The following is a 26,365-nucleotide window of genomic DNA, read 5'->3' on the forward strand; positions in this document are numbered from 1 at the left end:
ATCTATCATGCAGCTAGAAAGCAGCCGGCTGCTTTTAAGGCCTTTTTCGGTAAAGGACATAAACGTATTGGCAGACCTTGCAAATAACTACCGTATTGCAAAAACAACCCTGGAGCTCCCATACCCTTATACCGAAGAGGATGCACGGTGGTGGATCGGGCGTCATTCAGGCTGGATGGAAGAAGGGTCCTGTTTTCCATTTGCTGTCACTAAAAAGGATGAAGACAAATTAATGGGAAATATCACGGTGCGCATGCAGCCTGAACACCGGCGCGGCGAGCTTGGGTACTGGCTGGGGACGGATTACTGGGGGGACGGTTATATGAGTGAAGCAGCAGCGCTGGTCCGGGACTTCAGCTTCCGCACGTTGAAGGCAAACCGGCTGACGGCTCCTGTGATGAGTAAAAACCAGGCTTCCGCGAGAGTGTTAAAGCGAATCGGAATGAGCTATGAAGGCACGCTGCGCGAAGACATCTGGAAATGGAGCCGATACGAGGATGTAGATGTGTACGGCATGACTGCCGGTGACTGGACGAAGGCATAAATAAAACAAGCGCTGCCGTATTGGCAGCGCTTATCAGCTTTTTAACAGAAACACATTATCGTCTTCATCGCGAAAGCTGGCGTAAGTAATACCGTTCATCTCTGTTGGTTCTTCGTCAAAAACAATATTCTGGGCTTTCATCCACTGGTAGGAGGCGTGCACGTTGTCGCACTCAAAAACAATCGATGGCTTCAGCTCCTGCCAGTTCAAAACGTATGACTTAGGATAGATGGCAAGCGTTGTTTCAGCTCCTGGAGCTGCGACCTCCAGCCGGTAGGCGTTTGGACCGAGCGGATCTTCGCTCCGGACTTCAAAACCTATCTTTTCTGTCCAGAATTCTTTTGCCCGCTGCTGATCTTCTACATAAACAGCTGTAGAGGCAATTTTTCCTATCATTTTTATACTCTCCTTTAGACGCACTGTTTTATTATATCAACTGCACACAAAATTCCAAGTGAAATTATTTTTCGGTCGTTCTTTTGAAATGAAGCCTGACAGGGAATATGAATAAAATAATCGAAAAAAGGAGACTGTATACTATGCATGAACTGCATCCAGATGATCTGCCGGTAAAAGAAGTGTATAAGCTGCTGACAGGGTCGGTCATCCCACGTCCGATAGCCTTCGTTACTACAATGGCAGAAGATGAAACATTAAACGCAGCACCGTTCAGCTTTTTTAATGCGGTAAGCCCCGACCCGCCAGTATTAATGATCTCTATCACGAGAAAAGACGGGGAACCAAAGGACAGTGCAAAAAATATTTTAGATCGCGAAGAACTGGTGATACACATAAGCGATGAAGGTATTGTAGAGGATTTAAACATTACAGCAGCAACGCTTCCCCCGGAGGAAAATGAACTGGAGCATACTGTCTTACATACGGTACCGAGTAAAATGGTGGAGGTGCCGGGGATAGAGGAAGCGAATATCCGCTTCGAATGCCGGCTGCACAAGCACGTACCGCTTCAAAATGCCGAAGGGAAAATCACTCAGGATGTCATATTCGCAGAAATTGTATGTATCTATGTTTCAGAGGGCGTGTATGACAGTGAAAACAATTATATTTCACCCGATAAGCTGAAGCCGGTTGCACGTCTTGCAGGAAACGATTATTCCAGGCTTGGGGAATTATTTACGCTTGAACGCCCGAAATAAAAAGGACCGCGCCTGTTGCCTTAAAGCAAACAGACGCGGTCTTTTTATTAGATGGAGGCTGTGGTGGCAGTTGATTGTTTTTGTACCTCTTTAATGAGCTCATAGGAGCGAAGGCGTTTGGCCTGGTCGTACACACTGCCGCTGATCATAATTTCATGAACCGGAACGTTCGAAGAAAAATCTTCAAGCTGCTGGCGCACAGATTCCGGTCCGCCCTGGATAGTGCCGGCATCCCAGCGTGCCATCATCGCTTTTTCCTGCGAGGTCCAAAGCGCGTCCATATCTTCTACCGGCGGCTGTATTTTGCCCGGACGGTTTCGGATTAGGCTGAGAAACTGCTGTTTCATCGTCGTACCGAGGTAATCGGCTTCCTCGTCTGTTTCGCCTGCGATTACGTTGATGCCGGTCATAGCGTAAGGCTCATCGAGCACTTCAGACGGCTGGAAGGAATCCAGATACAGCTGCAGGGCTGCTTTCATATTCTCAGCTGCAAAGTGGCCAGCGAAGGCATATGGAAGTCCAAGCTGTCCGGCAAGCTGAGCACTGAATCCGCTGGAGCCAAGCAGCCAGATAGGAATATCCAGACCAGCGCCCGGTACGGCTTTTACCTGTGGAGGGACGGCCATATTGGCTGGGTCCTGAAAATATCTCTGCAGCTCTTCAAGGCGTGCTGGAAAGTCCTCGCCGCTGTTTACATGACGGCGAAGAGCGGCCGCTGTTGTTTGATCGGTGCCTGGCGCCCGGCCGAGTCCTAAATCAATGCGTCCCGGATACATGCTTTCGAGTGTACCGAACTGTTCGGCAATTGCGAGCGGGGCGTGGTTGGGAAGCATAATACCGCCCGAACCAAGGCGAATACTTGACGTCCCACCGGCCAGATAGCTGAGTAATACAGAGGTGGCCGAGCTTGCGATCCCTTCCATGTTATGGTGCTCTGCGACCCATAAGCGGTTGTAGCCGAGTTTTTCGGCATGCTGAGTCAGCTCGAGGCTTTTTGCAAATGAATCTCCCGCTGTTTCCCCTTCGTTTACAGGGGATAAATTTAATACTGAAAGCGGCATATCTTTAAATGCTGGCATGAAAATCTCTCCTTTATATGACACGTCCTGCTGGTAATTGAGTCATAAAAAATTATACTCCTCCTGCGCACTGTTATTCAAAAAAGGTGCTCAATACTGAAAAATTCTCTAGTATAATAAACATGCCCTGCTGGTAAAAGCATGGGGCCTGGGCTTTAAAGCCAGGGAAGGGATGGGAATATATGAATATCGTTTTATCCGGGTTCGGGGCTGTCGGACAGGCAGCAGCCCGTGTATTAATGAATAAAGAAAAAGAGTGGAAGCGCACGTACGGGGTGCATATAAAAATTACCGCTGTGCTCGACCGCAGTGGGGTTGCGGTGCACAGCGACGGGCTGGATCCTGAACAGCTGCTTCAGACAAAAGCGGAAACCGGCCGAGTGGATGATGGGTCGCTGCTGCCGAGGAATGTAGACCAGCTATGGGCGGACAGCCAGGCGGATATATTTATTGATGCAGCAGAAACAAATACATTAACCGGGGGCTCGGGGCTTGCGCTCATGCAGTCAGCGTTAAGGCACGGGGTGGACGTCGTCTGCGTCAGCAAGGGAGCGCTCGCCTTTGCCTGGGATGATCTGCACGAGCTTGCTGAAGCATCCGGAAGAAAAATAAAATACAGCGGAGCGGCTGCTGCTGCCCTCCCGACTGTGGACACAGCCCTGTACAGCTTGGCCGGGTCGGAAATACATACAATCGAAGGACTGCTGAACGGAACAAGCAACATGATCGCGACAAGAGTCGCCGCTGAACATATTACGCTGCAGGAGGCGTGGGAAACAGCAAAAAAAGAAGGGAAGGCCGAGGCAGACCCTTCTGAGGATATTGGGGGGAAGGATACGGCGCTGAAAATGTATTTTCTGACAAAAGCCTGTCTCACGCCAGAAATAAACTGGGAGAGTGTTACGATACGCGGCCTCGACGAGCTCTCCGATGCTGAATGGAAGCAGGCAGAACATGGGAAAACAAAGTGGAAGCTGGTCGGGAAAGCGCACAAAATGGCGCAGGGAACAGTGGTCTCTGTCGAGCCCAGGCTTCTCACGGCAGAGCATCCTTTCTTCCACGTTGATGGGGCCGAGAAAGCAGTGCTTTTTTCTACAGACACGATGGGAAGCGTTCTCGTTTCCGGTGGAGCGTCATCGCCTACGGGGGCAGCTGCCGCGGCCTGGAAGGATGTCATTCACCTTGCGAGTGAAAGAGCCTGAGATAAGGCTCTTTTTTATGCTCAGATGGCTGAAAAGTCTTTTATAAGTAATGGAGGGAATATGCTTTCTGCATTGAGAAATAATTTATTTGAAGAAGAAGTTTATTTTTATCCAGAGAAGGGATTAACCAGTAAAAGCATGTGACGAAATCAATAAAGAAAAGATGACAAACACAAAAAGAAATGGAAAAATGAAAGTGCATACACTCAAAGGGAGATGAAAAAAATGAATACATATACAGTTGCATCAATTGCGGGAGATGGCATAGGCAAAGAAGTAGTACCAGCTGCCTGGAGGGTGTTGAAAACGCTTGAGAGAGTGCAGGGAGACTTCGAGCTGCGTGTAACAGAGTTTCCCTGGAGCTGCGATTATTACCTTGAGCACGGCAGAATGATGCCCGAGGATGGTTTGAAGCAGCTTGAAGCCTTCGATGCCGTGTTTTTAGGAGCGGTCGGTCACCCGGATCTCGTTCCGGACCATATTTCGCTGTGGGGACTTTTAATTAATATACGCCGCGGCTTCGAGCAGCAGATCAACGTGCGGCCATCCCGCCAGTTTGAAGGGCTTGCTTCTCCGCTCGCAAATCCGAATCAGTTTAACCTGATGGTTGTAAGAGAGAACAGTGAGGGTGAGTACAGCGAAGTCGGCGGCCGGATGTACAGCGGGGAGAACGCAATTGCGATTCAAAACAACGTATTTTCTAAAAGAGCAGTAAAGGCAGCGATGGAGTATGCTTTTCAGCTGGCCAAAGACCGAAGCGGCCACGTGACCTCGGCAACAAAATCCAACGGAATCGTCTTTTCCATGCCTTTCTGGGATGAAGTGTTTACCGAGGTGAAGGAAAATTATCCTGACATAGAGACCAGGGCAGAGCACATTGATGCTCTGGCGGCAGCCTTTGTTACCAAGCCGGAGACGATGGATGTTGTCGTCGGCAGCAATTTATTCGGAGATATTCTGACAGACATCGGAGCTGCTTTGATGGGCAGCATTGGCATTGCTCCGGCTGCCAATATTAATATAAACGGGAAATATCCATCCATGTTTGAGCCGGTACACGGCTCGGCCCCGGATATTGAAGGAAAGGGACTGGCAAATCCGATCGGCCAGCTGTGGACAGCTCAAATGATGCTTGAGCATCTCGGAGAAAGCACGGCAGCCGAGACATTAATGAACGCTATTGAATATGTCATCAAACAGGGAACACTCACGAAGGATCTTGGAGGCGATGCTTCTACCGAAGAAGTAGTGAAAGCAGTGGAAGAATATTTAACATCAGAAAAAACAAATTAGGAGTTAACTAATAGGTATTTAATAATAATTTAAGCGGGAATCTGTAGAATAATAATCGCGAAATTCCTTGATAACTAACGTTTTGTGATGCTAAATACACTGTTAATTTCCATTTTATGATTAATTCACTCAATGTTACAGTTTTGATACAAATGTATTGAGTATATTGTCTATACCCCCTGGCACTTATATACTACTTTATACACAACAGTAGAGTCAGACATCGCAGCACATGATCAAATAGGGGGTGGATTCGCTGGAGCTTTCGCATTGCGCTTAATCAGAGCAGCGATATAAAAGTTTATGGCGAACGTGTATGAAAAAATATGCATATCCAGCAGCGATTGTTGCTGCGGCAACAGTAGTTTTTGCAGCTCCAACGGCAGCAGATGCTGCCTTAGGTGATCAAACACTACGTCAGGGCTCGAAGGGTTCGGAAGTTAAAGAATTGCAGGACTGGCTAAAGGAGAACGGGTATCATAACGGGGCAGTGGATGGAATATATGGACTGGCGACTGCGGGGTCCGTGCAGGCCTTTCAGCGTTCAGCGGGTATTACCTCTGATGGTATAGCCGGGTCGAATACGTTTTCCAAAATGAGCTTAAAAGGAAAACAGGCTTCGACTGAAAAAAGCTCTAAAGCTTCTGACAGCTCCCGGGGCACGTCTTCAAGTGTATTAAAGGCGGGTGCTTCGGGAAGCGACGTCCGGGATCTACAGGCAAAATTGAAAAGCAAAGGGTTTCATACCGGAGCACTCGACGGAGAATTTGGACCGGTCACGAAGTCTTCAGTTATTGCGTTTCAAAAAGCAGCCGGAATTAGTTTTGATGGCGTGGCCGGCCCGAATACATTCAAAGCGTTAAGCAGCTTTAAATCCTCAGGTGGTGCGAATGAATCAGGTTCCGCCAAGCCGGATGCTTCTTCTTCGGAAACCGGAAGCAAAACGCTCCGGCAGGGAGATACGGGCAGTAACGTGAAAAGCATGCAGCAGACGCTTAAAAGCAAAGGCTTTCTTTCGGGAGCAGTCGACGGCCAGTTCGGCCCGCAGACAGCCGGTGCAGTGAAGGCTCTGCAGCGGGCAGCTGGTTTGAGCGCTGACGGGATCGTCGGCGCCAACACATGGAAAGCGTTAAGCGATTCTTCTGTGAAGAATGGAACCAGCTCCTCTCCTGAAAAAGTCAGCTCAGGCTCTTCAGGCAGTGTATCAGGGCTGATAAGTACAGCGAAAAAGTTCATAGGTGTTCCATACGTATGGGGAGGCACGACGACGAGAGGATTCGACTGCAGCGGCTTCACCCAGTATGTATACAGGCAAAATGGAACAAGCCTTCCACGTACGGTGGCCCAGCAGTATGCTGTGAGTAAAAAGGTATCGAGCCCGCAGGTAGGGGATATGGTGTTTTTTACTACCTATAAAGCAGGAGCATCGCATAATGGAATATATATTGGAAACAACCAGTTCATTCACGCAGGATCCTCGACAGGAGTGACTATAAGCAGCATGAGTAATTCATACTGGGCTCCGCGCTACATTGGGGCCGGAAGATTCTGAGTTATACTTAGGGCACATCGTTCAGCAGAAACGGTGTGCTTTTATATGCCTGCAGGAAAAGTTTATAAAATTACACGTATGAACAGGGAGTTACGTGTTGTTTACAACTCTGTAATAACCATTGTTCTGCTCATGCCCCGTGCTTACAATAAAAGAGCATCAGACGATAGAAAGCGTGGGATTGCAATGAAAAGAAGAATGTCAGCGTTTATGCTCGCTGTTTTATTATTATTTGTGCCTGCTCAGGCTGAAGCCGCTCTGGGCGATGATACACTGCGTCCGGGAGACCGCGGAGAAGATGTGGAAGAACTGCAGGAAGCCCTGCAGCAGGAAGGATTTCACAGCGGGAAAACGGACGGGGTTTACGGTTCAGTCACGACTTCATCAGTAAAGGCTTTCCAAAAGTATGAAGGTTTAACGACAGATGGAATTGCTGGAGAGGCGACCCTCGAAAGGCTTTCCTGACAAAAAAGAAGCTGAAGCCAACTCGGCTTCAGCTTCTTTTTTGCTTTTAGGAAAAAATGCTGCTGATTTGTTCTACTTCTTCTTTCGTCAATTCTACATCAGAGGTTTTCAGGTTATTGACCACTTGATCGGAGCTTTTGGCCCCTGGAATCAAAACGTCTACTGACGGCTGATGCAGATACCAGGCGAGAACGACGTGAGCTGTTTCTTCACCTTTACGTTCAGCGATTTTTTTGACTTCATTTACTTTGCGGAGATTTTCTTTGAATGCTTCTCCCTGAAAATTAGGCTTTTGGGCACGGAGATCATTAAACGTAGTGTTTTCATCGTATTTTCCGGCCAACAGGCCAGATTCAAGCGGAAAATAAGGAACGAAGGTAATGTTGTTTTCTGCGGTATATGGAAGAATGTCTTTTTCCACTTCGCGGTTCAACAAATTATATTCGGACTGCACTACGTCCACATGCCCATCCTTGTTTGCTTCCTTCAGCTGCTCCAGGGTGAAATTCGATACGCCGATGGAGCGAATTTTTCCGGCTTCCTTCATTTCCTGCAGGGCGCCGACTGCCTCATCCTTCGGCGTGTCTTCATCCGGGAAATGAATATAGAATAAATCAATATAGTCCGTTTGCAGGCGGTGGAGCGCATCATCTACGGACTGTTTTAAAAATTCCGGAGAGTTGTCCATAACAGTATCGCCATTATCGAGAAATTTGTGGGCTGCTTTTGTAGCAATAACCACCTGTTCACGGGCATTTTTTTCTTTTACTACTTCACCGACGAGTTCTTCGGAACGGCGCGGTCCGTAAATAAACGCTGTGTCCAACAGGTCCACGCCGTTATCGATGGCAGTGGCGGTTAACGCTCTTCCCTGCTCTTCATCAAGCATATCGGGATAAATATTATGTCCGCCCACTGCGTTGGTTCCCAGTCCAAGAGGGTTTACAGTGACTTCAGATTTTCCAAGTGTTACACGATTCATTGCCATATAAACGTCACTCCTTTGTTATTTCAGCACACTTATTCGTATTTCACCTGTAACCAAAAGCTAAACATTTTTCTGTTCACATGAATAAGTGCACGATTTCGTAGAAATTCACGTTTACTGAAGAAAAGATAAAGGTAAAGAGTAGATAGGTTCTATTACGAAGGATACTGAGAATAAAGGGGAGAAACATATGCCAGAACAGCAAAACAGTAAATTACCTATTATTATAGCCTCTGTAATTATTGCAGGGATCGGGGCAGTATTTTTAAACCGTTCAGCCCGTGATACGGTGAAGGAAAAGTCGTCCGAAGCAAAAGAAACAGCCAGCCAGTACAAGGAAAATGCCAAAAACAGCGATGCAGTGAATAAAGATGACTTTATGGCACGTATCCAGAACGCTACAGAGCTGGCAAAAACCATCGGTACGCAGCTTCAGGATGTATACAATAATTACGGAAAAGATCTGATCGCCCAGGTTCAAAAAGTGAAGGACGACTCAGAAGAAGTGGTATCAACGGCGAAGGAAGCCGGCGAAGAGTTGAAGGGTGTGGGTGACACGGCAAAGGATGCCGGAGAAGAACTAAAAGAAGCCGGCAGCCAGGTAAAAGAAGCTAAAGACGAGGTTGCAGGTTCTGACGATGATGATAATGATACTAAAACAAAAGAGTATCAAAGCGCTACCGATGCTTCCAAGTACAGCGACAGCGATCTGCCAACGATCGGCTCCACTGGAAACATGGACGAAGATATTAACAAATCGGCAAGAGAATAATGATTGGACTCCGAAGAAGCACTTCGGAGTCTTTTTATATACAGGAGGAAGTATTGAAACGCCAGCTGAATATGCTTATAATTAAGTAAGCGCTTAACTAATTTTTTATCTGGTTTTGAAAATGAGATAAAATTCCCTAAAGGAGGGGTATGATGCCTTTAATACGAATTGATGTTATCGAGGGGCGCACGGAAGAGGAGTTAAAGCTGCTTGCAGATGCTATACATGACGCGGTAATTGAAAGCTTTGAAGTCCCGGAACGGGACCGCTATCAGACGATTAATCAGCATAAGCCGTATGAAATGTATATCGAAGACACCGGGCTCGGCCTTGAGAGGACGAATAATATTGTGGTTATTCAGGTGATCAGTAAAACACGTACAGCAGAACAGAAAAAGCGCCTGTATAAAAATGTTGCCGAATATTTGTATAGCCGGTGCCATATCGAATCGGAAGACGTGATGGTGTCGATCACTGACAACACAGAAGCGGATTGGAGCTTCGGGCTGGGAGAAGCCCAGTTTTTAAACGGGAAGCTGTGAAGGCTGGAGGCTGCCTGTGGGCAGCTCCGGCCTTCTTTTACCAGAATATTGCATTCATTCGGGCAGGGGAGTACGATAATGATAAGTTGTTAAAGTGAAGGGAGAAAGGAGCTGCTTTTATTGCACGAATGGGAAGAACAGCTGCGCGCTCTTTTAAGTGATAAAAGGGTATTTACAGAGCTTGCCGACCGATACAGCTACAGCTTTGATGCTTCTTTTGGCGAGCATCTGCCCGAAGTGGTTGTACAGCCTAAAACGACGGAGGAAGTACAAACAATCATGAAAATCGCCAATCAGTTCGGCTTGGCCGTAACGCCCAGAGGGCAGGGCACCTGTCTGAGCGGAGGTCCGCTGCCGGTCCATGGGGGGATCCTTTTGGATATGGCGCAGTGGCCAAAGGAAATTAACGTTTTCGCCGATGACTTAATTGCGGTTGTCACGCCGAGTGTGCTGACAGCTGATATTCATGCGGCCGCTGAAAATCACGGTCTAATGTATCCGCCTGATCCAAGCAGTGCTCACGTGTCAACGATCGGCGGAAATCTGGCCGAAAATTCCGGTGGGCCGAGAGGGCTGAAGTATGGTGTGACCAAGGATTTTGTGATCGGCCTTGAAATTGTTACCCCCGAGGGAGACGTTATGCATACAGGCGGACGAACGATTAAAAATGTAACCGGTTACGATTTGACGAAGCTGCTTGTCGGATCCGAAGGGACGCTTGGCGTGATTACAAAAGCGACGCTCAAGCTGGTGCCAAAGCCTCCGGCCGTACAAACGATGATGGCCGCCTTTACAGACATGGCAACAGCCGGGAAGGCTATTTCCAAAACGCTCACCTCAGGAGTGCTTCCGGCAAAAATGGAATTTATGGACCGGGCCTGTATTGAAGCCGTCGAGCGGTACCGCCCATCAGGCCTTCCAACCGCCTCGGAAGCGCTGCTTTTGATCGAACTCGATGGACATCCGGAGGCAATTAAATTAGAAGCCGAACAGGTGAAACAAATTCTCGAGGAGCTGCAGGCAGATCCCATCATCACAGCGGAAAGCGATGAAGAAGCACAGAAGCTGTGGAGTGCAAGAAAGCTTGTGTCGCCGGCAATTGCGACGATCAAGCCGACAAAAATTTCGGAAGATGCTACGGTGCCGAGAAGCCGGATTCCGGAAATGATGGATCGGCTGAAGCAAATCAAGGAGGAGTATCAGGTGGAGCTCGTCGTATTTGGGCATATCGGGGACGGCAACCTGCATCCGGATATTATGTGCGACCAGCGGGATGAAGAAGAAATGATACGCGCTGAAAAAGCGGTCGCAGAAATCTTCCGGGCGGCCCTGGAGCTTGGCGGCACGCTTTCCGGAGAACACGGTATTGGCACGATGAAAGCACCCTTTATGGAGCAGGAAATGGGAGAGGTGGGAGTATCGATGCTTAAGCGGATCAAAGAAGCCTGGGACCCCAACAATATTATGAATCCGGGAAAAATCTTCGCAGAAAAAGGGCAGAAGCTGGTGCTGCGTGATGGCTGATACACTTAAAGACATGCTCCGCTACGATTTGACCTTTGACTGTGTGCAGTGCGGCTACTGTCTTCCGGTCTGCCCGACCTATGAAACGATGGAGCGGGAGACGCACTCCCCGCGCGGACGTATTAATTTAATCAAAATGGTCGCAGAAGGAAAAGCTTCAGTGGAGGATTTAAAACAGCCGATCGACAAATGTCTGGGATGCATGGCATGTACGACCGTGTGCCCGACAGATGTACAGTACGGACAGCTGTTTGAAAGTGCAAAGCATGTAATTGATGAATACGAAGAAAAAACGTTCGTCCAGCAAAAAACCGAGCATTTTTTATTTCACTCATTTTTTCCGTCAACAGCTTGGATGGACCAGCTTGGAAATGCCACATGGCTGTATCAGGTGAGCGGTCTGCAAAAAGCAGCGCGTGGACTGAATGTAATGTCTGCGGCACCGCTTCATCTAGGTAAATTTGAGCAGGTGCTGCCGCCGGCCCCTTCGCCGAAAGAGAGGCATGCGAGGAAAAATCGCCTGCATCCGGACGGGCCGCCGAAAGCAGTAGTTGCCTTTTTTACCGGATGTGTGATGGATAGCGTATTTTTTAGGCAAAATGAGAAAACGATGGAGCTTCTCCGGCTTTCGGGGGCAGAGGTGCAGCTGCCGAAAACGCAGACCTGCTGCGGAGCGCTGCATGCCCATGCAGGCAAAGAGCCTGAAGCTGTAGAGCTTGCCAAGCAAAATATACAGGCGTTTGAGGAGAAGCCGGTTGACTATATCGTAAACAATGCCGGGGGATGCGGGGCCCAGCTGCATAAATACGGAGAGTTGTTTGCCGGGGATCCGGAATGGGAAGAACGGGCGAAAGCTTTCTCCGACAGGGTTAGAGATATTACAGAAGTACTGGTGGAGCTTGACGGTCTGGAGTTTACCGAAAGAGTCGAGGAAACCTATACGTATCAGCCTTCCTGTCACATGACGAATGTGCAGAAGGTAAAGGAGCCGCCGCTGCAGCTGATCCGCTCCATTCCGGGGGTAACGCTGAAAGAGCTCGACCGGCCTGACTTCTGCTGTGGTTCAGCAGGCATCTACAATATTACGCAGCACGAGGATGCGATGGATATTCTGGATGTGAAAATGAAAGACGTTAAGCGGCAGTGTCCAGAGGGGATTGTCACAACCAATCCGGGCTGTATGCTTCAAATGAAACTGGGCGTGCAGCGGGAAGGTCTCGAAGAAGAGATTGAGACGGTGCATATTGTGGATCTTTTGATGAAAGCAAAGCCGGTAACTAAGCAGGTGGCGAAGGCGTAAAAGGAAAAAACAACAGGAGGGGACTTTTGGTTTAGCGGCAGCCAAGAAGGGGGAAATGGTAACGAGTGTAAAAAGAAACGCGGCGTGAAGGGAGAAGGTAAAACCATGGTGTTGATTGATACAATATTTGTGGTTGTTACCTTCTTCTGGATCGCCGAATTTTTTTTATTCAGGCAGAAGGCTCCCTCAAAGGAACCGGAGCGCACCGAACGCCGCTCGTTCCGCTGGATACTTGCGGCCATCATCTTGTCGATAGGGACCGCAGTGGTATTTGGCGAGACTGGTTTTCTCAGCCTCTCCTCAGTTTGGCTGCAGGCCGCCGGTCTTTGTCTGTACGGAGCTGGCATCGGCCTGCGGTATTGGGGAATTCTTCATTTGCGGGACCAGTTCAGCAGAGACGTTTCTGTCAAAAACGGGGACAGCCTGGTAAGCAGCGGCCCATACCGCCGCTTGCGCCATCCCCTGTATACCGCTTTATTTTTCATTGTACTTGGCTTTTGCTTATTTATGAATAGCCCCGGAGCAGCAGCCATAAGTACAGGAGTCATGGTGCCGGCACTTCTTCACCGCATCCGGATTGAAGAAGAAATGCTGCGCCAGACGCACGGCGATACGTATCGTTTATGGTGTCGGCAAAGAAACCGGTTAATTCCATTTTTGTACTAATTCACGGAGGTGTGCTATTTGAAGAAAAAAGCAATTGTCATCGGCGGAGGCCTTGGAGGCATGTCCGCAGCGATCCGGCTGCAGACGGATGGATATGAGGTAACGTTACTGGAGAAAAATGAAAATCTTGGCGGGAAATTAAACCGCCGCAGCGGGAAAGGGTTTACCTTTGACACCGGGCCCTCAATTCTGACGATGCCATGGGTGCTTGAACAGCTGTTCCACAGCGCAAACCGCTACCTTGATGATTACATACAGGTAGAACGGGTGGAGCCGCAGTGGAAGACATTTTTCGAGGACGGAACATCACTGAACGTGACGAGCGATCTGCCCGGCATGATTGAAGAGGCAGCGAAAGTCACGGATCAGCCCAGCCGTAAAATTACGGAATTTTTATCCTATACAGAAGAAATGTATGAATTATGCATGAAAAGCTTTTATAAATACAGCATTGAGGATTTAAAGGATTTAAAAAGCCATCATACCTTGGGCGACTTAATGAAGATGGATCCGTTGAATACGGTGGCCAAAGCGACGCATAAACAGTTTGACAACAAATACCTCGAGCAGATGTTCAACTTTTTCATTATGTATGTCGGATCCAATCCGTACGCAGCGCCGGCCATTTTGAACCAGCTCGTCTACGTGCAGCTTGGTCTCGGTATCCACTATGTGAAGGGCGGCATGTATAAAATTGCCGAAGGCATGGAGCGCCTGATGCAGGAGCTGCGCGTTGATATTCATCTGAACAGTCCGGTCAGCCAGCTGCTGGTGGAAAATGACCGGGTGACCGGTGTGGAGACAGAGAGTGGAGACACGTATGAGGCTGATGTTGTCGTTTCGAACCTTGAAGCAATTCCGGCCTATAATACGATTGCTCCCCCGGAAGCGAAGGCAAAAAAAGAATCCAAAAAACTAAGCAAGACGTTTATTCCCACTGTTTCCGGCGTTGTGCTGCTGCTAGGGGTGAATAAAAAATTCGACGGACTGCACCACCACAATTTCTTTTTCTCCGAGGATCCTGAGCTTGAGTTTAAGCAGGTATTCGAAGAAAAGGTTCCGGCCGATGACCCGACAGTGTATATTGGCATCTCCGCCCGGTCGGACGAGACCCAGGCGCCGGCGGGAAAAGACAACCTGTTCGTGTTGACGCATGTACCTCCAATGGATGCCAAGCAGAAAAAATCCTTTGACTGGGACAAGTACCAGGAGACAATTTTGAATAAATTAGAACGAAATGGACTGGACGGCCTGCGGGAGTCGATCGAATTTGAATACCGCTTCACTCCGGAAGGCCTTGAGGAACTCTACGGCGCCAACGGAGGCTCGATTTACGGTGTAGCCTCTGATCAAAAAGTGAACGGCGGATTCAAAGTGCCGGCGAAAAGCAGAATTTATGACAACCTGTATTTTGCCGGAGGCTCCACGCATCCCGGCGGCGGTGTACCAATGGTTACGCTGTCCGGCCAGCTGACAGCGGATCTGATTCAAAAACACGAGCAGACAGAAGTGAAAAAATAACCTGAAAACCCTTCCTGAGCCGGGGAGGGTTTTTGTATATTCTGCCATCGCGGTTCGAACAAAGCAAAGGAGGCATAAGCCTTTGTTTTGTGATAATATAAATAAGAATGAGATTCAACGAATATCAAAGCGCATAGGCGATAATTATACATAAAACGGGGGTTACATACCGATGGTACAATCAAAATCTTCAATTACAGCATTAGGATCCTTTGTTCCGAAAAAACGACTGACAAATGATGATTTGGAAAAAATGGTGGAAACAAACGATGAGTGGATTACGTCCCGTACCGGCATCAAGGAACGCCGGATCACAGAAGAGGACGAGTTCACCAGCACGATCTGCCTGAAAGCAGCAGAGGAGCTGCAGCAGGTAAGCGGGAAGGCACTTGACGATGTGGATTTAATTATTGTGTGTACGCTGACACCGGACCATAAAACGCCGAGTGTCGCTTCTCTGGTACAGGCGAGTCTCGGCATTTCCGGGGCAGGCGCCTTTGATTTAAACGCTGCCTGTGCCGGCTTCTCCTACGGGCTGCATATGGCCGATGGCATGGTCAGCTCCGGTCTTCACCGTAAAGTACTGGTGATCGGCGCTGAAACACTGTCCAAAATCACGGATTATACGGACCGGGCAACATGTATTTTGTTCGGGGACGGGGCCGGAGCGGCTCTTGTGGAAGCGGACGAAAGCAATCCATCCTTTTTGGCTGCTCTCACAGACTCGGATGGCAAAAAAGGGGAATACCTGTACTGCACGGATTTGTCCAATCAAATTGGCGGACATGAAGTGGATCCGGACGGCTATGTCGTCCAGAACGGACGGGAGGTTTACAAGTGGGCGGTCAAGACAGTTCCTCAGGGCATCGATAAGCTTCTGAACGATGCCGGAGTAGCGATTGAGGATATCGACTGGTTTGCCCCGCACAGCGCGAACATGAGAATGATCGAATCCATTTGCGAGCGTACCGGCATTCCGGTGGAAAAAACGCTGACGAGCCTGGAATACTACGGGAATACATCGTCTGCTACGATTCCCCTGTCTCTCCGGGAAGCGCAGAAGGACGGACGGCTGAAAAACGGCGACCTCGTGCTTATTTACGGATTTGGCGGCGGTCTGGCGCAGTCCGCGTTATTAGTCCGCTGGCATGCAGAATAATTGAACTGAAGGAGCTCCCGGGGCAGGGGGCTCTTTTTTGATGAGCAGCAAAGGTTATGATTATAGTGCGGCGGGTATAGAGAGTACGTAATCAATTCAGAACAGCATTGGAGGATATAACATGGCAGAAGTTGAAGGAAAAGTAGTTATACTGACTGGTGCTTCAAGTGGTATCGGTGAAGCAGCGGCTAAAGAATTAGCTGGCAAAGGAGCTAAAGTAGTGCTGGCTGCCCGCCGGGAGGAACGTCTGCAGCAGCTTCAAAAGGACATTGAACAGGACGGCGGCACCGCTGCCTATAAAGTAGTGGATGTCACCTCCCAGGAGCAGATGGACGAACTCGCCCAGTTTGCCAATGAAACGTACGGCCAAATTGACGTTATAGTAAACAATGCCGGACTGATGCCGCTCTCAATGCTGCGGAACCGGCAGTTTGAAGACTGGAACCAGATGATCGATGTGAACATTAAAGGCGTGCTTTATGGTATCGGCGCCGTGCTTCCCTTCATGAGGGAAAGAAAAGAAGGGCACATTATTAACGTTTCCTCGGTAGCGGGTCACCAGGTATCTCCGGGCGGCGCTGTCTACAGCGGCACGAAATACGCTGTGCGCGCTATTTCGGAGGGACTTCGTAAAGAGGAATCCCCGGAAAATAATATCCGCTCCACCATTATTTCACCAGGGGCTGTGGAATCGGAGCTTACCGAAACAATATCGGACAATCAGGTGAAAGAACGCGTGGACGAGCTGTATAAAAACGCGATCTCTTCAGAAAGCATTGCCCGCACCATTCGATACGCGATTGAAGAACCGGCGGAAGTATCCGTTAATGAAATTGTCGTACGCCCAACCGCGCAAATGTAAAAACAACGGCATCTGTCCTCATGGGCAGGTGCCGTTGCCATTTACAGCGCCCTATCGAATTTTACCATTGAATCAGGGCGTTTCCGGGTAAAGTAACTCATAGAGTGAAGGAGGTTTTTGATGGCAGAGCTATCATTTAAATATGTACATGTGAACGGTATTCGTCTTCATGTCGCTGCTGCGGGTCCAAAGGAGGGAGAAATGGTCATCCTGCTGCACGGGTTCCCGGAATATTGGCGGGCGTGGGAAAAGCAGATGCACGCTCTGGCGGAGGAGGGCTATTTTGTAGTGGCCCCTGATCAGAGGGGCTATCATTTGAGCGCCAAGCCCTCCGGCACAGCATCCTACACGATGGACGCCCTCCGGGACGATATCATCGGGCTCATTTCTCATTTCAAAAGAGAAAAAGCTGTAATAGTGGGTCACGACTGGGGCGGGGCAGCAGGCTGGTATATGGCGCTTACCCGTCCGGAATACATTTCGCTGTTTATCCCTGTTAACATGCCGCATTTAATGGCTATGCCAAAGACAATGCTTACGCACCCAATGGATCTGATCAAGGGGTATTACATGGCAGCCTTCCAGATTCCCAGTCTTCCCGACAAAGGAGCTGCCATGTTCCAATACGCTGCATTGAAGGCTCACCTGGCTGTGACGAGCTGCCCTGGAACATTTTCAAAGCAGGAGCTGGACGGGTATCAGTTTGCCTGGTCCCAGCCCGGCAGCGTAACGGCCATGTTCAATTGGTTTCGGGCAATTCCATCCGGGCCGGCAGACGCGATGAGCACAGAAGCCATCAACGTGCCCGTGCGGATGATCTGGGGTATGCATGACTGGTTTTTGGGCACCGCTGCTGCTAAAGAAAGCCTGAAATACTGCAGCGATGGAAACGGAGTTTTTATTGAAGAAGCGACGCATTGGGTCCATCATGAACAGCCGGAGCTTGTCACGCAGTTCATTAAAAGCTTTATTCAAAAAAACCAACTAGGGGGCAATACGTATGCAGAATATCAGCTTTGAGACAATAACAGTAAACGGTGTTTCGTTACGCACGGCACTGGCTGGTCCAAAGGAGGGACCGCTTGTTGTGCTTCTGCATGGCTTTCCGGAATTCTGGTATGAGTGGAGACACTTAATCGGACCGCTTGCAGCCCGCGGATACCGGGTGGCGGCGCCGGATCAGCGCGGCTATAATCAAAGCAGCAGGCCGCTGGAGATTGATGCTTACGCCCTGGACGAGCTGCGTAACGACGTGACGGAGCTGATCAAAGCGCTGGGCCGTGAAAAAGCGGTGATCGTCGGCCACGATTGGGGCGGGGCGGTAGGCTGGTATACGGCAGCATCAAAGCCGGAATATGTAGAAAAATTTATTGCTATCAACATCCCGCACCTGCCGGCGATGCCGGCCAGTATGAAAAAAGATCCAACACAGCTTTTGAGAAGCTCGTACATGCTGTTTTTTCAGCTTCCCAGGCTGCCGGAAAAGCTGCTTGCCTATAATGACTTTGAAGAGTTTGCCAACGGTCTCGTGAAAACAAGCAGGCCGGGAAGCTTTACAGAAGAGGATCTGGAAAAATACAAAGAAGCATGGTCACAGCCAAATGCGGTCACGACCATGATCAATTGGTACAGAGGAATGAGAAAAGGGCCGAAGGATATCGTGGAATCAAGCCATGTGACTCCGCCGGTACGGATCATCTGGGGCGTGGGGGATGCCTTTTTATCGAAGGCCTCTGCCCGGACGAGCCTTGAATACTGCCGCGCCGGAGAATTGATTTTTGTATCCGATGCGACGCACTGGGTGGTTCATGAGCAGCCGGATATTGTAGAGCGGCTAGTGACAGAATTTATAGAACAGACGTAAAGCCAATGCTCAGGCATTGGCTCTGCGGAAGCTTATAGTGGCCAGCGCAATTAAAATAGAAGTGAATACAATTAAAAAGAGGAGCTCCTCAGCGATTGTCACTGTACGTCCGAACAGCTGCAGGTTCAGTCCGAGTGCATCCTGGGCAGCAACCGGAAGATCCCCGGCGCCGGTCATCACCTTCTTCATAGCGTCTACGCCGTAGGTAACAGGATTGACTTTAACAAGAATATCCATCCAGGCCGGCATGTTCGTTACCGGAAACAACGCTCCGGAAAGAAAAACCATTGGAAATACAAGCACCTGGACAATCAGCTGGAATCCCTGCGTTGATCGAAGCAGGCTTGCTATCAGCAGGCCTAGGGAAGCGAGTGTACAGGAAAGCAGAAACATAATTGGCAGTACAGCCAGGACATTGCTCCAATCGTAGGTTACGCCGAGAACGGGGATCAAAATAAACATCAGCACTCCCTGCATAAAAGCAACCGTAGAGGCTCCGAGCATTTTGCCGATGGCAATGTTCACCCGGGAAACCGGGGAGACGAGAATTTCTTTCATATAACCAAATTCTTTATCCTGGATAACTGATAAAGAAGAGAAAATCGAAGTCATTAAAAGGGTCATGGCGACAATTCCCGGAAAAATGAACGTAAGGTAATTAAAATCTTCGATTTCAGAGGTTTGATTCATCACTAAATTTTCCATTGTTCCGCTGAAGCCGCCGCCAAATATAATTAAAAATAAAATAGGCATCGCAAAAGAGCCGAGCAGACGGGGACGGTCCCGGACGAATTTCATTAAATCCCGCTGCCAGATGGCAAAAATACCTTCCATATGTTTGATCTCCTTTCTTAGGCGGGGCCGGCTTTAATATCGCGTCCAGTATAGGACAAAAACACGTCGTTGAGCGTGGGCCGGCGTATGTTCAGGCTCGTAATAGGAACGTGAATCTGCTGAAGAAAAGTAGAAATAAACTGGTCACTGCTGGGCACCTGGATACGCAGAATGCCTGCTTCCTGTTTTATTTCTGCTTCCGGCATCGCTGACTGCAGCTGAGCGGCAACGGTGTCATTATCCTCGGTTCCGAGTTCAATGACGTCCCCGCCAACCTGCTGTTTTAAGCGCTCAGGTGTATCGAGAGCGATGATGGTGCCTTTGTCCATAATAGCGATGCGGTGGCTGATTTCTGCCTCATCGAGGTAGTGGGTGGTAAGAAATATCGTGATATTTTCTTTTTCCTTCAGGCGGAGAATGTACTCCCAAATATGGGCCCGCGTCTGAGGATCCAGGCCTACCGTCGGTTCATCCAAAAAAAGGACCTTCGGGTAGTGAAGCAGGCCACGGGCAATTTCAAGCCTTCGTTTCATCCCGCCGGAGAACTCCTCTACTTTTTTCTTTTGATTGTCGATCAGGTCTACAATTTCAAGTACTTCCTGAATACGTTCTGCCCGTTTATGTTTAGGGACACGGTAAAACCGGCAGTGAAGCTTTAAGTTTTCGAGGGCGCTTAATTTTTCATCGAGCGTATTTTCCTGAAAAATGATGCCAATGCTTTCGCGGACTTTTGCTTTCTGCTTAAAAGCGTCGTACCCATTAATGGTAACGCTTCCCGAAGTGGGAGCGAGCATCGTGCAGATCATGTTGATGGTCGTGCTTTTTCCTGCACCGTTAGGGCCCAGAAAGCCAAATATCTCTCCTTGTGCAACGTCAAAATGAATACCTTTGACCGCTTCCATATCTTTGAATGATTTTCGCAGTTCGTGCACTTGAATGATAGGTTCCATACATTTACCCCTACTTTAGCCATAGTCATTATGTTAGCGTAACTATATAACTTCAGGCAGCCATCGTCAATGGATACGAAAACAAAGACGCGGTTTGATGGGTAGGCAGACGAAATTCAGGGTATGGGCTATTATAGAAAGAAGGGGGCGGAAATAATGGAACTTCGAGACCATGTAAAGCAGTATCTGAACCAAAACAGTTCCTTCGAAGTGGAAACAGTGGAGGAAGTAGTCGATGAACGCAGGCGAAGAAATGAAATGACACCCGCACCGTCGGAACGACCAGCCGTGGCTGAAGTGTGGGATAAAGATATTGGTTCAGAGGGACGGACCTTAACCGTGCGCAGATACAAGCCGGTTTCTGAAGAGCCGCTTCCTGTAGTGATTTTTTTCCACGGCGGCGGATTTGCTGTGGGGAGCCTTGAAACTCATGATACCTTTTGCCGGGTGCTGGCCAATGAACTGGGGGCGTATGTCGTAGCAGTGGATTACCGGCTCGCACCGAAGTACCCATTTCCGTCAGGAGTATACGACTGCCTGGACGCTGTACGCTGGGTGCTTTCGGAGTACCGGGACTGGTCGAACACGGAGGACCGGTTTTATCTTTGTGGTGACAGCGCTGGGGCAAATATTGTATACGCAGCGTCTACGCTGCTCCGAAAAGAAGAAACATACCTTGAAGGACAGATGCTTCTGTATCCTGTCGCTGATTTTTACAACCGGGAGGAAGAGCCTGCTTATGTATCATATCACCGTTTCAGTGAAGGCTACGGCCTGACGGCTAAAAATATGGGCGACTTTTGGGCGCATTACCTATCAGCCTGGGATGAACGCAGGGATCCGCTGGCTGTACCAATGCGGGATGAAGAAAAACGCGGGAATCCTCCTACACTTATTATAACAGCAGAGTATGATGTGCTTCGGGATGAGGGTGAAGAATTGGCCCGTCAGCTGAAAGAGGCAAACGCAGATGTGCATCATCACCGGGTGGACGGGACGATTCACGGATTTATCAGCCATTTTCCGCTTGAGGAGGACGGACAGGAAGCGATGAACTATATGCGGGCATTTGTACAAAAGCATATCGGGAAATGATGAAACACCCATCCGGAAGCAGGCGGATGGGTGTTTCAGGCGTATCAGAGTTCAGTCTGAAAAGTCCGGGATCAGCCGCTGCTCCCGAAATTCGCGAAGCAGCTGCCGGAACATATCATCGCTGTTCACTACTTCAGTAAAACCAAACTGTTTTACCTTATTAGTATCAGACATCACATCGTATTCTACATTGAAAATGAAATCACCGAACGGCCAGGCGGCCAGTTTATCAAACGGAATATTCTGCAGGCTGTATTTTTCCTGCATACCCTCCCACAGCTCCTGCTGCAGCGGCATAAAATCAGAGAGTGTAATCGTTTGCACAGGCCCGGTGTTCATTTGAAACTCTTCGGCAATAACCGGCCACATGTGTTCCCAGCGGAAGAAGTCTCCGTTGGTGATATTAAATGTCTCAAATGCACACGGCTCGTGCAGTGCAGCCCAGACGGAGCAGCGGGCGAGCAGGCCGGCATCGGTAACCTGGGCGAGTGACCGGTAGGTAACATCTTTTCCCGGAAAACGAAGGGGAAGGCCAAGCTCTTTAGAAATAGAGGCGTACACAGCAATAACCATGCTTAAATTCATGGGAGTTCCTACCGAATAGCCGCATACGACGTCGGGACGCAAAATTGTCCATGACCAGCTTTTCCCACTCTGATGGCGCCGCAGGTAGTCCTCCTGGTTGTAATAAAAGTTCGGCGGCATATGACGCGGATCGCTTTCCCGTGCCGGTGTTTTAAAGGCGCTGAGATGGGCACCGTACACTTTGGCTCCCTGCATCAATACGACACGCTGAAGCTGAGTGGAGGTCGTTTCCACGGCCTGAACGGCACTTCGGAGCATATCGGTATTAACTGTGATCTGTTCTTTGGAGAGGGGATCATAGTCTTGGTAGGCTGCGTAAAAAATATGGGTGACAGCAGGCACGTCCTGAAGTGCCTGTGTGATTTCTTCTTCTTTTAAGAGATCGGCCTCCACGTAATAATCGGCACCGTGCGTATCCTCCGGCTGATGACGGGAAATACCCACAGCGGTCCAGTCTTCGAGCGATGAAATATGTTTTAGGATACTGCTGCCTATTATGCCGGTGGCTCCTACGACCAGGGCGGTTTTAGTCATTGAAGAGGACTCCTTTCAGAATATAGGGTAATACAGCTGTATACCACAAATCGGCAGAGGCCTAACCTGGCCAACGGGAAAAAACGCCCGGACAACTGGCCGGGCGATGATAATTACGTATTCTGCTGTTCAGCGGCACGAAGCTCCTCGAGACTCAGGCCGAAGGTCATCTCGAGGTGGGGGTAGTCTTTAAATCCGGGCCAGTCCCCGCCCCAGCTGAAGCCGAGTTCCTTAGCGATCTCCACGGCCTCCGTCCAGTCTGCTTCTCCGTTGCCGTTATCATCTCGTTCCATATCCCAGACAAGCTCTCCGTCTGGTGTACGTAACGCAAAATCAACGGCGAGCCCGTAATTATGGTATGATTCTCCGCCCCGGGCCCGCGTAACAATTTCTCCCTGTGTCGTCCGGCCCTGGGCGTATAGGGCATCCTGTTCTTCCACCGAACGGTATTCATCCGTTACTACAACGTCGATCCCCTGCTGCTCTGCACGCTGAATCCATTCATTTTTTCGTTCCTCGACGACAGGGTGAAGGCTGTTCTGTTCAACGACTTCGCTTGCTTCCACCTCGGGAAGAGGATTCTGCCTGCTGTTCCACCCGAGTACGACCAGAATGAGAAGCAGCCCGGTTATAAGTAGCAAGACATGTCTTTTCACTCAGCTGATTTCCTTTCTTTTTTCAACCTGCGTACAGGAAGTATAAACGAGAATTTGGGTTCCGGAGCCGTCTGCCTTTAGCCGTGAGTGTTTTCGAGGGCCTGGGCAGCAAGCGCAAATCCACCGGTGATGCCCGCATCATCGTGGAGGTCCGGGGTAACAATATATTGATCGATATTGTGAGTGATCATTGGATCCTGAACATAACCCTGCAGAAGCTGCTGCGTTTTTTCGTGTACTTTTGCAAGCAGGGACGGCTGTTTGCTTACGCCGCCGCCGATAATAATCCGCTCGGGGGTAAGAATCAGAATGTAATTCATCATTGCCTGGGCGAGATAATAAGCTTCAAGGTCCCATACCTCCGGGTGGGAGGTCAGTTCACTGCCTTTTTCTCCCCATCGCTGTTCCACCGCAGGTCCTGAAGCAAGCCCCTCAAGGCAGTCGCTGTGGTAGGGACAAGTGCCGGTGAATTGGTCCCCGGGATGCCGGCGGACCATGATATGCCCGGCTTCCGGATGGTTCAGGCCTTCAAGAATATTGTTGTTAATTACAGCACCAACACCGATACCGGTACCGACTGTCATATACAGGCAGCTTGTTTTTCCAGCACCGGCGCCGTGCTTCCATTCTCCGAGCGCCGCTGCATTGACATCGGTGGTGAAGCCTGCCGGGACAGCAAGGTGTTTTTGTACGTCTCCGAGAATGTTAAAGTTTTGCCATGCTGTTTTTGGTGTTGTAGTGATATAGCCGTATGTATCATTTTTTGTATTAATATCAATCGGACCAAAAGAACCAATGCCAACAGCTTCGATAGAAAAAGCACGGAAAAAATCGTACACCTGCCGCATAGTTTCATCAGGCGTCGTAGTTGGAATAGAAATACGTTCTTTTATGTCACGGCCGTCTTCACTGACCGCGCAGACAAATTTAGTCCCTCCTGCTTCAATGGCGCCGAGCATATAAACAACCTCCTGGTCTTTTTCTAAAATAATAAAAAAGATCATTCAAAATAAATGAAAATTCCATATGGATAAAATTCTGTATACCTTTTAATCGTACCTTTTTTTTCTTGTTTTGCAAATATGAAATATACTTGCCGGGCGGGAAAGGAGTAAGCTTGAATGAGCAGTAACAGAGAAATAATAGCAAATGTTCAGGGGCAAAGCGGAGAATTGCAGCTGCAGCGCCGGGACTCTCACTATGAAGTCATCAGCAACGGCACATTTTTGATGGCTACCCACAACGGAGAGTCGGAGCGGCGCATGGTGCAGGAAGCGCTGAATCATGCTTTTTCAGCAGAATCGGTGCTGATCGGAGGCCTGGGCGTTGGTTTTTCGCTCGACGAGGCAGTGCGGCATGCAGATACAGTTTATGTAACCGTCGTGGAATTGGAAAAGCACATAATTGAGTGGAACCATTTCTATTTTCAGGAATGGAACAAAAGGGCACCAGAAAACAGCAAAACGAAAATCGTAGAGGGTGATCTCCAAGTGTTTCTGGAAGAAGAAACAAACACCTGTTGGGACGTTATATGTATGGATACAGATAACGGCCCTGACTGGCTTGTCCGGGAAGGCAACCACTATATGTATGAACCTGGAGGTCTACAGACGATTTTCGGCGTCCTCCGGGGAGGAGGAGTGGCAGCTTTTTGGAGCGCTTCTTATTCCAGTGCCTTTGAAAACAGTCTGGAAGAATTGTTTGATAATGTATGGGTAGAGGAGGTGGAGGCCGGACGCGGCGGTCCGGATGTTATTTTTTACGCCAGGAAAGCAGAACATATCCATCCATCACACAATTTTTGAGATTTTTTTAGCCCTCTACAGTGATACAAAGGATACAGAGAAGGGTACGATATGAAAGTACTGTGAAAACAGTGGTAGATGAAGGGGCCAGGGAGGAAATGGAATGAAAAAGATATCAATCGTAATTCCTTCGTTTAATGAAGAGGACAACATTGTGTCTGTATATGAATCACTGCAGAACCATTTAGGGCATCTGCCCTATGAAATAGAGGCACTGTATATCGATGACGGAAGCTCGGACCGGACGCTGACGAAGATGAGAGAGCTTGCCGGGCTGCATGAAAATGTAAGCTACGTTTCGTTTACCCGCAACTTTGGAAAAGAAGCAGCGTTAATTGCCGGGCTGCATCACGCGGATGGGGATGCGGTAGTAATCATTGACGCTGACCTGCAGCATCCGTCCGAGGTAATTTTAGAACTGATTGAAGGCTACGAAGAAGGCTATGATCAGGTAATCGCAAAACGGAACCGGGAAGGAGATTCAAAATTCCGTTCCGGCATGGCTACAATGTATTATAAATTTATTAACAGAATGGTGGATGTGAAGCTTGAAGACGGTGTCGGTGATTTCCGTCTGTTAAGCCGCCGGGCGCTGGACGCTCTGCTGTCCCTGAGTGAAGCCAATCGTTTTTCGAAGGGGCTTTTTTCATGGATCGGCTTTCCAGCCAAAACAGTTTATTATGAAAATGTCCAGCGCCAGGAAGGCGAAACCAAATGGTCGTTTTCAAGCCTCCTGAATTACGGCGTGGACGGCATGATTTCCTTTAATAACCGTCCGCTGCGCCTCTGTTTGTATACCGGGCTGATCGTGATGCTGCTTGCACTGGTTTATATCGGTATCACGTTTGTCCAGATTGTGCGGATGGGAATTGAAGTGCCGGGTTATTTTACGACAATTTCCGCTATACTGTTTTTAGGGGGCGTGCAGCTGTTAAGTCTTGGCGTGCTCGGGGAGTATATCGGACGCATTTACTACGAAACGAAAAGACGCCCGCATTATTTAGTGCAGGAATCTAATACGAAAAGGCGAGATGCATGAAACAGTTGGATAATGAGTTTACCAGATTTGTTTTAGTGGGCGGTATGAATACATTAAACTACTACGCCGCCTACTTACTGCTTCACGTGGTGCTTTCGGTGCCATATATGATCGCCCATATTACCGGGTTTTTTATCAGCTTTGTCATTTCTTTCTTTTTAAATACATACTTTACTTACAAGGTCCGGCCGACATGGAAAAAGTTTTTTCAGTTTCCGCTGACCCAGGTAGTAAACGTAGGGGCTTCATCCGTTTTTGCTTATATATTCGTGGAATGGCTGAGTATTAACAGTACTATCGCGCCGCTCGGAGCGGTGATTTTTACTATACCGGTCACGTTCATTGTCACAGGGAAAATACTAAAAAGATAGCGTGGG

At 48.9% G+C, this 26,365-nt stretch carries 28 protein-coding genes; 20 read left to right on the plus strand and 8 right to left on the minus strand.

Features of this window, described 5'->3' with window-relative positions:
• Positions 1-7 precede the first annotated feature (7 nt).
• Positions 8-544, plus strand: coding sequence for a GNAT family N-acetyltransferase (locus Q0757_RS03540; protein WP_298784811.1), 537 nt, complete (start codon positions 8-10; stop codon positions 542-544).
• 33 nt (positions 545-577) lie between these two features.
• On the opposite strand, the gene Q0757_RS03545 is transcribed toward Q0757_RS03540, so the two are convergent.
• On the minus strand, positions 578-940 hold the full coding sequence (locus tag Q0757_RS03545; RefSeq protein ID WP_298784813.1) for a VOC family protein: 363 nt from the start codon (positions 938-940) through the stop codon (positions 578-580).
• Between the two features lie 143 nt (positions 941-1,083).
• Here Q0757_RS03545 and Q0757_RS03550 point away from each other — a divergent pair, with 143 nt between their 5' ends.
• Positions 1,084-1,701 carry a flavin reductase family protein gene (locus Q0757_RS03550; protein WP_298784815.1) on the plus strand — a complete coding sequence of 206 codons (618 nt, stop codon included), beginning with the start codon at positions 1,084-1,086 and terminating at the stop codon, positions 1,699-1,701.
• Positions 1,702-1,748: 47 nt separating this feature from the next.
• Here Q0757_RS03550 and Q0757_RS03555 read toward each other — a convergent pair whose 3' ends face one another.
• The gene (locus Q0757_RS03555) at positions 1,749-2,780 is read right to left on the minus strand and encodes an LLM class flavin-dependent oxidoreductase (protein ID WP_298784817.1); all 1,032 of its coding nucleotides are present in this window, start codon (positions 2,778-2,780) and stop codon (positions 1,749-1,751) included.
• A gap of 182 nt (positions 2,781-2,962) precedes the next feature.
• Between Q0757_RS03555 and Q0757_RS03560 the strand changes: the two genes are divergently transcribed.
• From Q0757_RS03560 to Q0757_RS03575, 4 genes are all read left to right on the plus strand, one after another.
• On the plus strand, positions 2,963-3,982 hold the full coding sequence (locus tag Q0757_RS03560; protein ID WP_298784820.1) for a hypothetical protein: 1,020 nt from the start codon (positions 2,963-2,965) through the stop codon (positions 3,980-3,982).
• Between the two features lie 225 nt (positions 3,983-4,207).
• Positions 4,208-5,275 (plus strand): tartrate dehydrogenase, encoded by a 1,068-nt coding sequence (locus tag Q0757_RS03565; protein ID WP_298784821.1) that lies wholly within the window; start codon positions 4,208-4,210, stop codon positions 5,273-5,275.
• 316 nt (positions 5,276-5,591) lie between these two features.
• Entirely contained in the window at positions 5,592-6,827 is a 1,236-nt protein-coding gene (locus Q0757_RS03570) for a peptidoglycan-binding protein (RefSeq protein ID WP_298784825.1), read from the plus strand.
• A 78-nt stretch (positions 6,828-6,905) separates the two neighbouring features.
• Positions 6,906-7,292 carry a peptidoglycan-binding protein gene (locus Q0757_RS03575; protein WP_298784827.1) on the plus strand — a complete coding sequence of 129 codons (387 nt, stop codon included), beginning with the start codon at positions 6,906-6,908 and terminating at the stop codon, positions 7,290-7,292.
• 46 nt (positions 7,293-7,338) lie between these two features.
• Here Q0757_RS03575 and Q0757_RS03580 read toward each other — a convergent pair whose 3' ends face one another.
• On the minus strand, positions 7,339-8,274 hold the full coding sequence (locus Q0757_RS03580) for an aldo/keto reductase (protein ID WP_298785381.1): 936 nt from the start codon (positions 8,272-8,274) through the stop codon (positions 7,339-7,341).
• 196 nt (positions 8,275-8,470) lie between these two features.
• Between Q0757_RS03580 and Q0757_RS03585 the strand changes: the two genes are divergently transcribed.
• The 10 genes from Q0757_RS03585 (at position 8,471) to Q0757_RS03630 (ending at position 18,490) form a co-directional block, all read left to right on the plus strand.
• Positions 8,471-9,052 (plus strand): hypothetical protein, encoded by a 582-nt coding sequence (locus tag Q0757_RS03585; protein ID WP_298784829.1) that lies wholly within the window; start codon positions 8,471-8,473, stop codon positions 9,050-9,052.
• 152 nt (positions 9,053-9,204) lie between these two features.
• On the plus strand, positions 9,205-9,594 hold the full coding sequence (locus Q0757_RS03590; protein ID WP_298784831.1) for a tautomerase family protein: 390 nt from the start codon (positions 9,205-9,207) through the stop codon (positions 9,592-9,594).
• A gap of 120 nt (positions 9,595-9,714) precedes the next feature.
• Positions 9,715-11,118, plus strand: coding sequence for an FAD-binding oxidoreductase (locus Q0757_RS03595; protein WP_298784834.1), 1,404 nt, complete (start codon positions 9,715-9,717; stop codon positions 11,116-11,118).
• The gene (locus Q0757_RS03600) at positions 11,111-12,418 is read left to right on the plus strand and encodes a (Fe-S)-binding protein (protein ID WP_298784836.1); all 1,308 of its coding nucleotides are present in this window, start codon (positions 11,111-11,113) and stop codon (positions 12,416-12,418) included. The genes Q0757_RS03595 and Q0757_RS03600 overlap by 8 nt, the downstream gene beginning before the upstream one ends.
• Before the next feature lie 105 nt (positions 12,419-12,523).
• Positions 12,524-13,084, plus strand: a complete 561-nt coding sequence (locus Q0757_RS03605; protein ID WP_298784838.1) for an isoprenylcysteine carboxylmethyltransferase family protein — start codon at positions 12,524-12,526, stop codon at positions 13,082-13,084.
• Positions 13,085-13,102: 18 nt separating this feature from the next.
• Positions 13,103-14,605, plus strand: coding sequence for an NAD(P)/FAD-dependent oxidoreductase (gene crtI, locus Q0757_RS03610; protein ID WP_298784840.1), 1,503 nt, complete (start codon positions 13,103-13,105; stop codon positions 14,603-14,605).
• Positions 14,606-14,777: 172 nt separating this feature from the next.
• Positions 14,778-15,764 (plus strand): ketoacyl-ACP synthase III, encoded by a 987-nt coding sequence (locus Q0757_RS03615; RefSeq protein WP_298784842.1) that lies wholly within the window; start codon positions 14,778-14,780, stop codon positions 15,762-15,764.
• Positions 15,765-15,885: 121 nt separating this feature from the next.
• Positions 15,886-16,626: an SDR family oxidoreductase gene (locus tag Q0757_RS03620; RefSeq protein WP_298784843.1), complete on the plus strand. Its 741-nt coding sequence runs from the start codon at positions 15,886-15,888 to the stop codon at positions 16,624-16,626.
• Between the two features lie 120 nt (positions 16,627-16,746).
• A complete protein-coding gene (locus Q0757_RS03625; RefSeq protein WP_298784845.1) occupies positions 16,747-17,646 on the plus strand; it encodes an alpha/beta fold hydrolase in 900 nt (299 codons plus the stop codon).
• On the plus strand, positions 17,627-18,490 hold the full coding sequence (locus tag Q0757_RS03630) for an alpha/beta fold hydrolase (protein WP_298784847.1): 864 nt from the start codon (positions 17,627-17,629) through the stop codon (positions 18,488-18,490). The genes Q0757_RS03625 and Q0757_RS03630 overlap by 20 nt, the downstream gene beginning before the upstream one ends.
• Positions 18,491-18,499: 9 nt before the next feature.
• Here the strand turns inward: Q0757_RS03630 and Q0757_RS03635 are convergent, their stop codons facing one another.
• Both Q0757_RS03635 and Q0757_RS03640 read right to left on the minus strand, forming a co-directional pair.
• Positions 18,500-19,324 carry an ABC transporter permease gene (locus Q0757_RS03635; RefSeq protein WP_298784848.1) on the minus strand — a complete coding sequence of 275 codons (825 nt, stop codon included), beginning with the start codon at positions 19,322-19,324 and terminating at the stop codon, positions 18,500-18,502.
• A 17-nt stretch (positions 19,325-19,341) separates the two neighbouring features.
• Positions 19,342-20,274: an ATP-binding cassette domain-containing protein gene (locus Q0757_RS03640; RefSeq protein WP_298784851.1), complete on the minus strand. Its 933-nt coding sequence runs from the start codon at positions 20,272-20,274 to the stop codon at positions 19,342-19,344.
• Positions 20,275-20,430: 156 nt separating this feature from the next.
• Here Q0757_RS03640 and Q0757_RS03645 point away from each other — a divergent pair, with 156 nt between their 5' ends.
• The gene (locus tag Q0757_RS03645) at positions 20,431-21,369 is read left to right on the plus strand and encodes an alpha/beta hydrolase (protein WP_298784853.1); all 939 of its coding nucleotides are present in this window, start codon (positions 20,431-20,433) and stop codon (positions 21,367-21,369) included.
• A 51-nt stretch (positions 21,370-21,420) separates the two neighbouring features.
• Here Q0757_RS03645 and Q0757_RS03650 read toward each other — a convergent pair whose 3' ends face one another.
• From Q0757_RS03650 to Q0757_RS03660, 3 genes are all read right to left on the minus strand, one after another.
• Complete coding sequence (locus Q0757_RS03650) at positions 21,421-22,488, minus strand: SDR family oxidoreductase (protein WP_298784855.1); 1,068 nt, start codon at positions 22,486-22,488, stop codon at positions 21,421-21,423.
• A 113-nt stretch (positions 22,489-22,601) separates the two neighbouring features.
• Complete coding sequence (locus Q0757_RS03655) at positions 22,602-23,129, minus strand: M15 family metallopeptidase (RefSeq protein WP_298784857.1); 528 nt, start codon at positions 23,127-23,129, stop codon at positions 22,602-22,604.
• A gap of 92 nt (positions 23,130-23,221) precedes the next feature.
• Positions 23,222-24,103: an ROK family protein gene (locus Q0757_RS03660; RefSeq protein WP_298784858.1), complete on the minus strand. Its 882-nt coding sequence runs from the start codon at positions 24,101-24,103 to the stop codon at positions 23,222-23,224.
• Between the two features lie 162 nt (positions 24,104-24,265).
• Here Q0757_RS03660 and Q0757_RS03665 point away from each other — a divergent pair, with 162 nt between their 5' ends.
• The 3 genes from Q0757_RS03665 (at position 24,266) to Q0757_RS03675 (ending at position 26,359) form a co-directional block, all read left to right on the plus strand.
• Entirely contained in the window at positions 24,266-24,949 is a 684-nt protein-coding gene (locus Q0757_RS03665) for a spermine/spermidine synthase (RefSeq protein WP_298784861.1), read from the plus strand.
• A gap of 103 nt (positions 24,950-25,052) precedes the next feature.
• Positions 25,053-25,988: a glycosyltransferase family 2 protein gene (locus Q0757_RS03670; RefSeq protein WP_298784863.1), complete on the plus strand. Its 936-nt coding sequence runs from the start codon at positions 25,053-25,055 to the stop codon at positions 25,986-25,988.
• Positions 25,985-26,359 carry a GtrA family protein gene (locus Q0757_RS03675; protein ID WP_298784865.1) on the plus strand — a complete coding sequence of 125 codons (375 nt, stop codon included), beginning with the start codon at positions 25,985-25,987 and terminating at the stop codon, positions 26,357-26,359. Before Q0757_RS03670 ends, Q0757_RS03675 begins: the two co-directional genes overlap by 4 nt.
• Positions 26,360-26,365 lie beyond the last annotated feature (6 nt).

Origin of the sequence: uncultured Marinococcus sp. (assembly GCF_947493875.1) — a bacterium.
Lineage (GTDB): Bacteria > Bacillota > Bacilli > Bacillales > Marinococcaceae > Marinococcus.